Consider the following 12,771-nt stretch of genomic DNA (forward strand, 5'->3'; position numbering starts at 1 on the left):
GCTATTCTCCTTGCGTGGATCAGTACGCGGACGCGTTATCGACTTTGAAGTTGTACAACTGACGGGCCGAGCCATAGCGCTTGAAGTCAGCTGCCTTATGCTCGAATCCGGCGCGGTTGAGCAGCACTTGCAGTTCCTCCAGGTGTTCGGCGCGCATCTCTTTCTCGATGCAGTCCGACCCCAGCGACGCGACGCTGCCCTTCACGTAAATGTGCGTTTCGTACAGCGAATCGCCCAGGGCATCACCGGCATCGCCGCAGACGACCAAACGCCCGGCCTGGCCCATGAAGCAGCTCATGTGGCCAATGCTGCCGCCGACCACGATGTCGATGCCTTTCATGGAAATCCCGCAACGGGCCCCGGCATCCCCTTCAATCACCAGCAACCCGCCATGGGCGGTGGCGCCCGCAGCCTGGGACGCACTGCCCTTGATCCGCACGTAGCCTGACATCATGTTTTCCGCGACACCGACACCGGCGTTGCCGTGCACGGTGATGCTGGCTTTCTGGTTCATGCCCGCGCAGTAGTAACCGGCGTGCCCCTGGATATCGATGGACACGGCCTGGTTCACCCCGACGGCGAGGTTGTGCTTGCCGTTGGAATGGGTCACCACCCATTCGCGGTCTTCTACGGTATGCACCTGGTCATGCAGCGCCTGATTGAGGTCGCGCACAGTGGCAGTGGAAAGATCGATGGTTTTCATGTGTGCGCTCCTTAAGCTGACTCGCGTTCCCAGATGTACAAGGTGGCCGGTGCCGGCTCCCAGATTCTGGCGTTTTCAATGCCCGGCAGGCTCGACAGCGCCTGGTATTCCGAGGCCATGGCGACGTAGTCGTCGGTCTCGGCGAGGATCGCCGGCTTGCAGGCGATCGGGTCGCGGATCACCGCAAAGCCGTTGCGGGTGCCGATGGCAAAGGTGAAGAAACCGTCGAGGTCCTCCAGCGCATGGTCCAGCGCGTCCTTGAGGGAGTCGCCCTGCTGCAGGCGCCAGGTCAGGTAACCGGCGGCCACTTCGGTGTCGTTGTCGGTTTCGAACTGGATGCCTTCGCGCTTGAGCTCCTGGCGCAGGCGGAAGTGGTTGGACAGTGAGCCGTTGTGCACCAGGCACAGGTCGGCACCGGTGGAAAACGGGTGGCTGCCTTCCATGGTCACCGCGCTTTCGGTGGCCATACGGGTATGGCCGATGATGTGGCTGCCCTGCATGCCGGCCAGGCCGAAGCGTTGGGAAATCTCCTGAGGCAAGCCCATGCCCTTGAGGATCTCGATGCTCTGCCCGGCGCTCATGATGCGTACGCCCGGCGCCAGTTCGGCAAGGGCCAGGCGTACCGGCGCCTCCTGCGCGTGGATCTTCAATACGGCGGCGCTCGCGTTCTGGAACCAATCCAGCGAGCAGCCCAGACGACCTTCCAGTTCACCCATCAGGGCTGTCCAGTCGAAGCTTTCGGTGGTTGCCTGCAGGGTCAGCTTGACCCAGCCATCGGCCACTTCATCGCCATAGATGGCAAAGCCGGCACTGTCCGGGCCACGGTCGGTCATGGCCTGCAGCATTGGCTCGAAAAGCTGGCCGAGCCGGGATTCCAGCTGCGGGTTTTTCAGGTAAAGACCTACGATTCCACACATAAAACAGTCCTCACTACGTTCGGCAGCCGCCAGTTTCAGCGGCGAAATGGTTCGTTTGAGCGCGCCCGATGGCGCTTAGAAAAACTCGGTGTAGCGCTGCACTTCCCAGTCGGAGACGTGGCGGCTGTACTCCACCCACTCCATGCGCTTGAGCTTGATGAATTCGCCGACGATCTGCGGGCCCAGCACTTCAGCGAACAACGGATCGGCCTCCAGCGCGTCGCAGGCTTCCTTGAGCGATTGCGGCAGGGTCTTGATGCCGCGCGCGGCGATCTGCGCAAGACTCAGGCTGTAGAGGTTTTCGTTGCAGACGTGGTCGATTTCCAGTTGGCGGTCGATGCCGTCAAGGCCGGCGGCGATGATCGCGGCGCTGACCAGATAGGGATTGCAACCGGCGTCCGGCAGACGGAATTCGAGGCGGCCGTAAGGCACCCGGACCATCGCCGAACGGTTGTTGGCACCGAAGGCGATAAACGCCGGCGCCCAGGTCGCGCCGGACAACGAGTTGCCCACCACCAGCCGCTTGTAGGAGTTGACCGTGGGCGCGGCGAAGGCACACAGCGCCGGGCCATGGGCCAGCAAACCGGCAGCGAAGTGATAGGCCATTTTCGACAGGCCCATGCCGCTGGGGTCGCTGGCATCATGGAACAGGTTCTTGTTCTCTGAGCTGCTGATCGACAGGTGAAAGTGCATGCCGTTGCCGGCGCGTTTCGGGTCGGGCTTGGGCATGAACGAACAGATCATGCCCAGGTCATTGGCGATCTCGCCGGCGGCCATGCGAAAGAAGGTGAAGCGATCCGCCGAGGTCATGGCATCGCTGTAGGTGTAGTTGATCTCGAACTGGCCGTTGGCGTCCTCGTGATCGATTTGATAGACCTCGAAATCCACCGCCTGCAAGGCTTCGGTCAAGCGTTCGAGGAACACCCGGGAGCGCGACAGGCCCTTGTAGTCGTAGCAAGGCTTGTCCAGGTTGTCGCTGAGGTCGACCAGTTGCAACTTGCCCTGCTCGTCGCGACGCATCAGGTTGAACTCCGGCTCCAGACCGGTATTGAGGGTCCAGCCCTTGTCCTCCAGGCGCCGGACCTGCTGCTGCAAGACATAACGGCTGTCATAGGGATGCGGCTTGCCATCGACATGACCGACGCACACCACCCGGCCATACCCCGGCTGCCAGGGCACGGGCGTCAGCGTGGCCAGGTCGCCGCGGGCCATGAAGTCCGGACCGTGGGGCTCCATGCCCATGCCACTGATCGCGAACCCGGCAAAACCGGCGCCCTCTTCGGCCACGGTCTTGAGCCCACAGATCGGCACCGATTTGGTCTTGGCCGCACCATGGATATCGACAAACTGCGCAAGCACGTACTTGATCCCGTGCTTGTCGATGATGCGCTGGGTTTCTGCTGGCAACATTGCTCGTCACTCCTCGCGAAAGGCAAATCTGTTGTGGGTTGGCCCTGACTTTCTTTTTATTCCTGAAAAGAAAGTTTGTTTCCCAATAGGAATGCAAGGCCCTTGCCAGCTTCGCGAGTGACGCGTGAAAAACACCTGGGGTGCTGTTTATATGGGAAAAATCTTTTCCCCATGGGAATATTGCTCAATGGACACGCGCCTGACGCCGCGACTTGCACTTTCTCAGTGCGAAACTAATATTACTGAACGGAAAGTGTGCAGGATCCGATGACTATGCCGACCGAAACCGCCCCACGCCTCAAGCTCGAGCAATACCTGGGTTTGCAGATCAAGCGCCAGCGCCTGGCCCAGGACTTGAAACTGTCTGACGTGGCCAAGATCGCCGATATCAGCCAGGGCATGTTGAGCAAGATCGAAAACGCCCAGGTCTCCACCAGCCTCGACACCCTCAGCCGCCTGTGTGACGTGCTGGGCCTGCCGCTGTCGAAGTTGTTCAGTGAGTACGACCAGCAGGACGGTAGCGCACTACTGGTCAAGGCCGACCAGGGCATGGAGGTGGTGCGCCGGGGCACAGAGAAAGGCCATACCTACCATTTGCTCAATCACACCCGCGGCCCGAAGAAGAGTTTCGAGGCCTACATGGTCAGCATGGATGACGCCAGCGAAGAATTCCCGACCTTCTCCCACCCCGGCACCGAGTTTTTGCATTTGCTTGAAGGCGAGCTGATTTACCGGCATGGCAACCAGCTGTATCGCATGGAAGCCGGCGACAGCCTGACCTTCGAAGGGGAAATACCCCATGGGCCCGAGGAGTTGGTGCAGGTGCCGATCCGGTTGTTGTCGATCATGAATTACGGTAGCGACAAGGAATGATTCAGAAGGATCTGCCTACCTGTCCAAGCCATGCGATCAATGACTTTGTCGGCGAATTCTAGTCGCTTCATCAATCGCTTCATAATATGACGGTGGGGGCGATTCCGATCCTGATTGATATGCCGATAGAGACGATTCCGATCCTGATTGTGAAGGGCTCATCGATCTTGATGGTGGAGGTGTTGTCGGTCTTGATGATTGAACTGATTCGGAAAAACTAAAAGCGCGACGCGTCTGGAATTGCTCAAATTCACGTACTGCCAGTTCAAACTCAAACTCATTAAACCTACTGTTAAGACTTCGTTGCGTCGAAAAACCGATACCATTATCAAGATTAGGATTAAGAAATCTCGTCCCCCGCCCCTGTATTTGCGCACCCGGCGCATGAATTTGCGGATTTCGCGACGTTCGCAAGCCCCGTTTGGCGATCTTGTAAGCTCCGAATCCCAAGGCGCCTCCAACAACTATGGGTATGGCTCCCAATGCCATTAATGGTCCATTATCAGACTCAATAGCCCAGGCAAGAACTCCTACTCCTATCATGATAAGGCCTCCGGATGCCCCTCCCAAGAGAGCAACCCGACGCACCCTATGTCCTGTTGGATCATCTTGATTCACCGGGTTGCCCTGGCAGTACGCATAGGCATTCACCCCACCTTCGCCAAACGGGCTCAAGCTGTCAGGACTGTTGAACCGCATCAACATCGGGTTGAACTGCCGATACCCGTTACCCAAATGATAATGCCCGGTCACCGGGTCCGGTCGTTCGCCGTTGAAGCCGAGCAAGCTGGACAAGCCATTTCCTGGTGAGCGGTGGCCGTAGGGTGTGTAGGCGAAGGGATGAGGTTGGTTTGCGTCGAGCGCATTCAATATCGAACGCTGCTGATCGGTCGCCAGCAGGAGGGTGTCGACTGTTAAATCCTCGTGCCGCAGTTGCGCCAATAGCTGGTCGTCATGCTGGAAGACGTTGCGCTTCGTGGCACCCTGGATTTCAGTCGCCAGGCGGGTTTTGCAGTAAAAGCGCTGAATGCCGGCCTGCTCGTCTGGCGTCCATTCGATCGAGCGATCCAGTGGATCGTAGTGATAGCGACATAATACGGTTTCGCGAGGTGACGTAGGCATGGGTTGCGCTCCGAGCAAGGTCCATAAAGCCGGATCTTGAGCTTCGGCTGTTTTTCAGTTCTTGCCTACTAGCAGAACTGTTAGGTACACAGTCCTCACCACGATTCAACTCAGCCGGATTGACGTCGAATTGGCCTAAAAAAAATCCCGCCCGGAATTCTCCGGGCAGGATTTGTTGAATCACACAACCTCAGCCCATTCAGGCAATCGGAATCAACGGATCCGCTGCCGCCCACGCGCTTTCACGATTGGCCGCCGGCGGGTAGATCCACACCGTGTTGATCTGGGTCTTCAGCGACTTGCCTTCCTGACGGGTCAGCTTGACCTGGCGATCCCAACCTTCGGTGTAGACCGCGCCCCAGGCTCCCAGGTCCAGGCAGGTCACGTATTTCGGCTGGCTATACGGCGTCGGGTCCACCCCGAGGATCTGCGCGGCAACGTTGTTACCGGCATGACGACCCAGCACAATCGCGTGCTGGCAGGTCATCAGCGCATGGTTGCCAATGTCATCGCTGGCCGCATAGGCAACGTCGCCGGTGGCGAAGATGTCTGGCTGGCCAATGACTTGCAGGTGCGCGTCGACATGCAGGCGGCCCAGGTGGTCGCGTTCGGCCGGGATCTGTTCGGTCAGCGAGCTGGCACGCACGCCGGTGGTCCAGATGACGGTTTTGGCGTCGATGCGCTGGCCGTCAGACAAGCTCACGCCGTTTTCATCGACGGCGACAACCGAGGCGTTAAGGTGCCATGTGACCCCGGTTTCCTCACTGGCTTCGGCAATCTTCTCGGCGATTTGCGGGCCCATGGAGCCGCCTACCTCAGCGCCACGATCGACGATGATCACCTTGATGTCCGCACCCTCGCCGAGGATGGCGCGCAAACGGGTGGGCATTTCAGTGGCGGTTTCGATACCCGTGAAGCCTCCACCGGCCACCACCACCGTGTTGCGTGCCTGGCTCTGCGGCTGGTTGGCCAGGGATTTGAGGTGGGCTTCCAGGCGTATGGCCTGTTCGATCTGATCGACGTCGAACGCATGTTCAGCCACACCCGGGGTGTCCGGCAGCGCGAGACCGCTACCGGTGGCCAGAACGAGTTTGTCGTAGATGCACACTTGTTTTTCGCCCGAAGCGTCGAGGTAACCCACACGCTTTTGCTCGACGTCGATGGTCTCGGCAGCCCCCTTGATGAACTTGACGCCGACCGCATCGAACAGCTCGCCGATGGGCGCCGCCAGCTGGTGGGCATTCGGCTCGTAGAAGCGTGGACGCACGCGCAGTTCGGCCTGGGGCGCCAGTACCGTTACGTCAACGTCATTGTGACCATGGATATCGAACAGGCGGGTGGCGCTCAAAGCGCTCCACATGCCACCGAAACCTGCGCCAATTACCAGGATGCGTTGTTTCATTTTTAACTCCAGGGGAAAAAAACCAGGCAGTGAATTGGGTTAAGGAGTCAGGAGGTCGGCACTCGCTCTCTGCTGAAAGGGCCTTCCGCTCCCGACCTGACAACTACGACTTTATTGATCGTAGTTAATTCGAGCAAGGTATTTTTCTCAATGGTTCGAATCGATGCCATCGATAGACCGGCCAAACCCTGCCAAATCCGATGTTTTCAAGGCCTTTCCAGCGCGTTGGGAAAAATCGCAATCGTTGCCTGGCTAAGGGTCAGCTGCTAATATTTACGACAACATTAGTCGGAGATTGATATGTCTCTTTATAGCGCGGGCGTCGAGTACGGCATTCACTGCCTGATTTTCCTGGTGGGCAATGGTGGCGAGACCCGCGAGGCGAGCGTGCGTGACCTGGCAGAGCTGCAAGGCGTGCCGTTGGACTATCTGGCAAAAATCTTCACCAAACTGGCCAAGGCAAAACTGGTGGTTGCCACCGAAGGTGTGCGTGGGGGTTTCAAGCTGGCGCGGCCGGCCGATGAGATCAGCCTGCTGGACATCGTCAACGCCATCGACGGGCGCAAGGCCATTTTCGAATGCCGGGAAATCCGCGGTCGCTGTGCATTGTTCGAAGGCGAGGTGCCTGAGTGGGCGCTGGACGGCCATTGCTCGGTGCATGGGGCCATGCTGACTGCGCAGAAGCGCATGGAGGAAGCCCTGGCCCAGCAGACCATCCTGGACATCGCCAGAAAGGTCGGGCGCAAGGCGCCTGCGCAGTTCAATGCGCAGGTCGACAGCTGGATGAGTGATCGCCGGGAGAAAAAAGGCACCGCCAGTGCCCAGGTCGATCAACTGATCCAGGTCACCGAGATCGAAGGCTGAGCCCTACAGGCAGTCGCGTACGGCCTGGCGCATGGCCCCTGATTTTGCCCAGGGCGGCCCCTGGTACAGCGAGACCCGGCTGCCTTCCTTGTACTTCACGATATCCAGCACTTCATCGGCGGTTATGACACTCGGCGCGGTGATCCGGTAGCCGTTGGAAATCGAAGTCTGGGTGGTCTTGGCGATCTCCTTTTGCCAGGCCGGCAATACACACGCCGCCACATCCTTGGGTATTTTGTCGCTCGGTTTGTTGTAGTTCGGCTCTCCCGGTACCAGGGACGCAGGCAACGAACACCCCGCCAACAACGCCATCACCACTCCCCCCATCAACATTCGACTCATGAAGCATCCTTAAACCTGAAAAAATAAAATGTAGCCTGTTGCCGCACTGACAGCCATTTTGTTGCATCGAGCCTCAAGGGCTGATGTTGTGATCGCCGGGACCGGGGTAGGAGCGCTCGTTCAGATAAGTCGTCCATCGCTCGTAGGCTTCGTGTTGCCATTGACTGACCCGCTCCCATTCCGGCCCGCTGAGCTGATGCTCGGAGATGAGTTTCATCATTTCGCTGGTGGCGGCATCCAGATCGGCGATCAGTTCCTGGGCATGCGCCCTGAAGTCATCGGTTGTGGTCATTTTGAACGCACCCTGCCCTGCTGAAATTTCGGCACTTCACTACGACAGCGAATTTTGCGAAACGCGCAAATTTCCCGACCAATGGAAGCCCTTTGGCATCAGACGAACACAACGCCGCATCACGCGAATGGGTCTAAAATTTCGTAGCACGAAGTTACGGGAGATCATCATGTGGCTTAACGAACATGAACAGACGCTTCGACGTGACCTGCAAGGGCTTGCATCGGACCTGCGATGGTCGGCGGTAGAGCTATTGCGCATCGCCGAACAATTGCGCCTGTCGGGGAACGATGTCGATGCAGAGGCCGTGAGGCGGCTGTGCGATCTGTTCCAGGGCGATGAACAACGGCTGGCGGGTTATGCCGAGGAAGTGAAGGCCAAGATCATCAGTCGAAACAAGCCTGAATAGCGGGAGTCGAGCCGTGAACAAGTCCCTCTACACGCTTGCCACCCTGATCATGGTGCTGGCGGGCTGCAGCACCGACTCACAGATTTATCGGGATCAACCACTGGTGGCAAAAGTCGAGACCGGGATGAGCAAGGAGCAAGTCGAGAAAATCGGCGGCCCACCCCTGTCGATCTCCAACCGCACGGTCGAGCCCGGCACCTGTTTTGACTACAACCTGACCCAGCCTGGTCATCAGCAACGGTACAACGTCAGCTTCGATAGCCGGGGCAGGGTCGATCATACAAGCTTCATGACCTGTGCCGAATGGAGTAACGCGCAGCAAAAGGCCAGGGAACCGACCCGCAGCGGCGGTGGAGGCTACTGAGCCGCTAACAATTGCGTGGCGACACGCTCAGCCACCTCCCCCGGCACCCAACCCTTCCAGATCTGCGGCTGGTCACGCAGGAAAGCTTCCGCCACCTGACGCGGCTGCAGGCGCTTTTCGCTCATCTGGCCGAGGGTATGGTTGAGCAGGTCGATCGGCAAGTCGACCTTTTCGAAGAACGCCACCAGGTCCGGGTACTGCGCCTTGAACGGTGCGGACACGCCGATCGCCAGGCTGGCCGGCATCGACCGGGTGCCCTTTGGGTGCGGGTTGTTGGCGTCGGCCAGGGTCTTCCAGGCTTCGGCGTCAAACGCCGGCTCGTCAAGTTTCACCAGTTTGAAACGCCCCAGCAGCGGCGTCGGCGACCAGTAGTAGAACAGCACCGGCTTGCCACGGCGGATCGAGGAAGCCACTTCGGCATCCAGTGCCGCACCCGATCCCGTGCGGAAGTTGACGAAGCTGTCGGTTAGCTCGTAAGCCTTGAGTTTCTGACTGTTGACGATCTCCGAGGTCCAGCCGGTCGGGCTGTTGAGGAAGCGCCCACGGCTTGGGTCTTCCGGGTCGCGAAACACGTCCTTGTAGCGGGCCAGGTCGGCGACGGATTTCAGTTCCGGGGCCACGGGCTTGATGCCTCGTTCCGGGTCGCCCTTGATCACGTATTCCGGCACCCACCAGCCTTCGGTGGCGCCCTTGACCGTGTCGCCTAGGCCAAACACTTTGCCTTCGGAAGCGGCCTTGACCCACCCCGGACTGCGCCCTGCCCACTCCTCGCCGATCACCTGGATATCGTTTTTGGCCAACGCTGCTTCGAGGCTGACGGTGCTGCCCGGCAAGGTGTCTGTCGGGTAACCGTAACCTTTCTCGACAATCACCCGAAGGATTTCGGTGATGAGGCTACCGCTTTCCCAGGTGATGTCGCCGAAGTGGATCGGCGCGACTTTTTCTGCAGCGGGAGCCTGAGTCGCCACAAGGCTCAGGGCCAGCAGCGAACTGCCGAGCAGGGTTTTCAACGATCTCATGCGGACCTCCAGGTCAGGGAATTCAGGGATTGATTGGCGCTGTGCCGTGCACACAGGGCTTGGGAGCGAGTCATGTAATCGCTCACCGAACGTTGGGAAATGCCCAGTCGGGCGGCAATTTGCGGGTAGGTCAGGCCGTCGATCCGCGACAACAGGAAGGTTGCCCGGACCTTGCCCGGCAAGCGTTCGAGCGTGCGCGCCAGGCCATGCAACGCCTGGGTCAGTTGCACCTGTTCTTCGGGCGAGATCGCTTGATGCCGATCAACGTTCTGCAAATGTTCGAGGTACTGACGTTCCAGGTCACGACGGCGCCAGAGCTGATAGATCAACCGATGGGCAATGGTGGTGAGCAAGGCGCGAGGTTCTCGGATCGGGGTCAGCCCCGGCGATTCGAGCAACTGCACAAAGGTCTCGGCAGCAATGTCTTCGACGCTGGGGCTGGCCCCCAGATACCGGCGTAACCGAGTGCAGAGCCAGGGGTAATGCGCGCGGAATAATCCGCCCACGTCGTTGCGATGGGAAAAGTCGGTGCCGGACATAGAGGCTCCAAAGGTCAGGGGTCGCTGAATGTCCGGTGATCCGGTGACGCGATCCTAGCAAGGAGCCTTATTCATTAATAATACTTATAAAGCATTTTTATATTCCAATAAGAAATTTTAACGTAATCGTCCGAACCCCAGATCCTCGGCCTCTCGCTGGTAGTCGAGAACGATTTGATAGTCGCTTTCGCTAGCCGGCAGGATCTCTTGCAAACCGAGGATTTCGGCGACGTCCGGCAGCTCCTGCAACGTCTGATTCATCACCTGCCGAAGGTGCCTGGCCTGCTGTTCGGTGACGGTAGCCGCGATGATGTAGGGCAACGTCGGACTGAAGGCGCTGCGACCGATGATCCGCAGGTTGGCCACTTCGTCTTCGGCGTGTCGCGCCAGGTAGGCAAAGGTCACGCTGTCGATGGCCGCCAGGTCCGCTTTATCTTCACGCAACCAGCGAAGACTTTCGCGGTGACTGCCGCTGATACCGACACTGGCAAAAAACTGCCCCTCTCGCTGCAGCGGCGCCAGTCGGTGCCGCAGCAGATTCATGCCGCTGTTGGAATCTTCGCCATTGATCACACCGCGGCTGCCTCCGAAGGCCGACAAGCTGCGCCGTGGGTCATCGGCGCGACTCAGCAACAGGCTGCAATGGTTGCCGCCGCTGGCGTCCGGCAATTCATAACGAGGACGGCCGATGATCCGCACCCGACCGCGCAATGCCGTCATCAGCGGATAACCGCAGGTCTGCGTCAGCAGCAAGTGCGGGGACAACCACAGGTCCATCAGCGAAAGTCCTTCGGCGTTGCGGCGTGTAGCTCCAAGGCGCTCGAGGATGCGGCTCAGCCAGCGCTCGTTGGCCTGGCGGACCGGTTCGGGGGCGACGTACATCAAAAGCTCTGCGTAGGCTGAAGTCATGGGTTCTCTCAACTGAACGGATGCCGCGGGCTATCGATGGCCTTCACCCCGTGCCGGCGCCATAACTGGCCATAACCCTGCACCAAAAACCCGCCGCTGCGCGCCAGCCATTGCTCGCGACGCGCGCGGTAAGCGCGGGGCAAGTCATACCAAGGCAGCCCCGGCAAGTCGTGATGCACCAGGTGCAGGTTGAGGTTCAGGAAGAGCCAGCGCCACGGCCAGGCGGCTTCATTGATGACCGTCCTTTGCTCGGGTTGGGCATGGGGACGGTGTTCATAGTAGGAGCGGATCATGGCAATCGATAGCGCCGGCACGCTGATCAGCAACAGGTAATGCCAGACGGGCACGACGCTGTAGCGGGCGATAAACAGCAGCATCAGCAGGGTCAAGGTGCCGTGGCTCAGCCACATCAACCAGGCCTGTCGCTCACCGGTTTTCAGGCGCTGCAGCTCTTCCTGGGCCAGCGCCAGCAAGGCCAGCGGAGCGCCAAGGATGAAACGACCCAGCACGGTTTTGTTCAGCCAGTGCAGGCCTTGTTCGAACAGTGAACTGCCCTGCCATTGCTCGGCGCTCAGGTAACGGCTTTCCGGATCGCGACCCGGCAGCGTCAGGTCTTCATCGCGGTGATGCAGCAAATGGCTGTCGCGATACAGGGTGTAGGGATACCAGACGGCGAACGGTGCGTAGCCGAGGAGCTTGTTCAGCGACGCCCAGCGGGTGGGATGACCGTGCAGCAATTCGTGCTGCAGCGACAACCAGAGCACCACCAGTGGGATCAACAGCAATGTGCTCCACCACAGGCCCAACCCGTCACTGCCCAGTACGATGCCGAACCAGCCGGCATACACGCTGACCAGCAACAACCAGGTCGGCCACTCGGTGCGAGCGGTCAGGCGTTGGCGCAAGGTTTCGATTTCTACACGGTGGGCGGTATCGAAGTAATGGGGCATGGCGTTGCTCGGATCGGGGACCAGTCCCCTTCTGTGCAACGGCGTCGGGTTTTCTTGCAGATTATTTTGTTTGTCGAACTGGCCTAGTGGCGACTGGATTGGGGGGATATCCATTGCTGCGGTAACGGCCACCTAGGGTTTCGCCCTTACGGCGAGTCACTTTCGAAAAGCGCGAAAGTAACCAAAGCGCTCTTGCCCCACCACTCGGTGCCTCGCTAGGGCTCGGCATGCCCTCTCTCCGGCATTGCTCCGTGGGTCGCCGCGATGGGCCATCCATGGCCCAGCGCGGCTAAACCGGCGTCCTGCCGGTTTCCCCACTGCGCAATGCCTGCGTTCGGCCATCGTGGTTAACGGGGCACCCAGATCAAAAACAAAAGCGAGGCGGCCTTAAAGCCGACCTGACTTTTGCACATACCCCCAATCCTCTGTAGGAGCCAGCGGTGCGGCGATCCGACTTGCCGGCGAACCAGGCGCTGCGGTGTGTCTGTTGTACCGCGTTATCGTTCTTCGCCGGCAAGTCGGATCGCCGCACCGCTGGCTCCTACAAGGGGAATGCGTACGGCTTCCGATCAGGTCGGCTTTAAGGCCGCCTCGCTTTTGCTTTGCTTTTGATTTTCTTGCCCCATCGAGAGGCCGAGAGGAGGTTCTGCGCAGTG

The 12,771-nt window shown here is 59.4% G+C and carries 15 protein-coding genes; 4 read left to right on the forward strand and 11 right to left on the reverse strand.

The window, feature by feature from the left end:
• Positions 1 to 19: 19 nt before the first annotated feature.
• From OH720_RS20205 to glnT, 3 genes are all read right to left on the reverse strand, one after another.
• Positions 20 to 703 carry a protein glxC gene (locus OH720_RS20205; RefSeq protein WP_272602634.1) on the reverse strand — a complete coding sequence of 228 codons (684 nt, stop codon included), beginning with the start codon at positions 701 to 703 and terminating at the stop codon, positions 20 to 22.
• Between the two features lie 11 nt (positions 704 to 714).
• Complete coding sequence (locus OH720_RS20210; RefSeq protein ID WP_272602635.1) at positions 715 to 1,620, reverse strand: class II glutamine amidotransferase; 906 nt, start codon at positions 1,618 to 1,620, stop codon at positions 715 to 717.
• Positions 1,621 to 1,695: 75 nt separating this feature from the next.
• Positions 1,696 to 3,030: a type III glutamate--ammonia ligase gene (glnT, locus tag OH720_RS20215; RefSeq protein WP_272602636.1), complete on the reverse strand. Its 1,335-nt coding sequence runs from the start codon at positions 3,028 to 3,030 to the stop codon at positions 1,696 to 1,698.
• Positions 3,031 to 3,297: 267 nt separating this feature from the next.
• Here glnT and OH720_RS20220 point away from each other — a divergent pair, with 267 nt between their 5' ends.
• Positions 3,298 to 3,903, forward strand: coding sequence for a helix-turn-helix domain-containing protein (locus OH720_RS20220; RefSeq protein WP_442967206.1), 606 nt, complete (start codon positions 3,298 to 3,300; stop codon positions 3,901 to 3,903).
• Between the two features lie 36 nt (positions 3,904 to 3,939).
• On the opposite strand, the gene OH720_RS20225 is transcribed toward OH720_RS20220, so the two are convergent.
• Positions 3,940 to 5,025 carry an RHS repeat-associated core domain-containing protein gene (locus OH720_RS20225; RefSeq protein ID WP_272602638.1) on the reverse strand — a complete coding sequence of 362 codons (1,086 nt, stop codon included), beginning with the start codon at positions 5,023 to 5,025 and terminating at the stop codon, positions 3,940 to 3,942.
• Positions 5,026 to 5,224: 199 nt separating this feature from the next.
• Entirely contained in the window at positions 5,225 to 6,427 is a 1,203-nt protein-coding gene (locus OH720_RS20230; RefSeq protein WP_272602639.1) for an NAD(P)/FAD-dependent oxidoreductase, read from the reverse strand.
• 300 nt (positions 6,428 to 6,727) lie between these two features.
• Between OH720_RS20230 and OH720_RS20235 the strand changes: the two genes are divergently transcribed.
• Positions 6,728 to 7,291, forward strand: coding sequence for an RrF2 family transcriptional regulator (locus OH720_RS20235; protein ID WP_272602640.1), 564 nt, complete (start codon positions 6,728 to 6,730; stop codon positions 7,289 to 7,291).
• Positions 7,292 to 7,294: 3 nt separating this feature from the next.
• Here OH720_RS20235 and OH720_RS20240 read toward each other — a convergent pair whose 3' ends face one another.
• A complete protein-coding gene (locus tag OH720_RS20240) occupies positions 7,295 to 7,633 on the reverse strand; it encodes a hypothetical protein (protein ID WP_272602641.1) in 339 nt (112 codons plus the stop codon).
• A 73-nt stretch (positions 7,634 to 7,706) separates the two neighbouring features.
• The gene (locus OH720_RS20245; protein ID WP_272602642.1) at positions 7,707 to 7,925 is read right to left on the reverse strand and encodes a hypothetical protein; all 219 of its coding nucleotides are present in this window, start codon (positions 7,923 to 7,925) and stop codon (positions 7,707 to 7,709) included.
• A 169-nt stretch (positions 7,926 to 8,094) separates the two neighbouring features.
• Between OH720_RS20245 and OH720_RS20250 the strand changes: the two genes are divergently transcribed.
• Positions 8,095 to 8,334: a hypothetical protein gene (locus tag OH720_RS20250; protein ID WP_008066717.1), complete on the forward strand. Its 240-nt coding sequence runs from the start codon at positions 8,095 to 8,097 to the stop codon at positions 8,332 to 8,334.
• 13 nt (positions 8,335 to 8,347) lie between these two features.
• Positions 8,348 to 8,698 carry an osmotically-inducible lipoprotein OsmE gene (osmE, locus tag OH720_RS20255; RefSeq protein WP_272602643.1) on the forward strand — a complete coding sequence of 117 codons (351 nt, stop codon included), beginning with the start codon at positions 8,348 to 8,350 and terminating at the stop codon, positions 8,696 to 8,698.
• On the opposite strand, the gene OH720_RS20260 is transcribed toward osmE, so the two are convergent.
• The 4 genes from OH720_RS20260 to OH720_RS20275 form a co-directional block, all read right to left on the reverse strand.
• Positions 8,692 to 9,717, reverse strand: a complete 1,026-nt coding sequence (locus OH720_RS20260; protein ID WP_272602644.1) for an ABC transporter substrate-binding protein — start codon at positions 9,715 to 9,717, stop codon at positions 8,692 to 8,694. The two genes, osmE and OH720_RS20260, sit on opposite strands and share 7 nt — an antisense overlap.
• Positions 9,714 to 10,256, reverse strand: coding sequence for a sigma-70 family RNA polymerase sigma factor (locus OH720_RS20265; RefSeq protein WP_272602645.1), 543 nt, complete (start codon positions 10,254 to 10,256; stop codon positions 9,714 to 9,716). Before OH720_RS20265 ends, OH720_RS20260 begins: the two co-directional genes overlap by 4 nt.
• Positions 10,257 to 10,373: 117 nt before the next feature.
• Positions 10,374 to 11,165, reverse strand: coding sequence for a phosphate/phosphite/phosphonate ABC transporter substrate-binding protein (locus OH720_RS20270; RefSeq protein WP_272602646.1), 792 nt, complete (start codon positions 11,163 to 11,165; stop codon positions 10,374 to 10,376).
• Positions 11,166 to 11,173: 8 nt separating this feature from the next.
• Positions 11,174 to 12,115, reverse strand: a complete 942-nt coding sequence (locus tag OH720_RS20275; protein ID WP_272602647.1) for a fatty acid desaturase — start codon at positions 12,113 to 12,115, stop codon at positions 11,174 to 11,176.
• Positions 12,116 to 12,771: the final 656 nt, after the last annotated feature.

Origin of the sequence: Pseudomonas sp. WJP1 (assembly GCF_028471945.1) — a bacterium.
Classification (GTDB): domain Bacteria; phylum Pseudomonadota; class Gammaproteobacteria; order Pseudomonadales; family Pseudomonadaceae; genus Aquipseudomonas.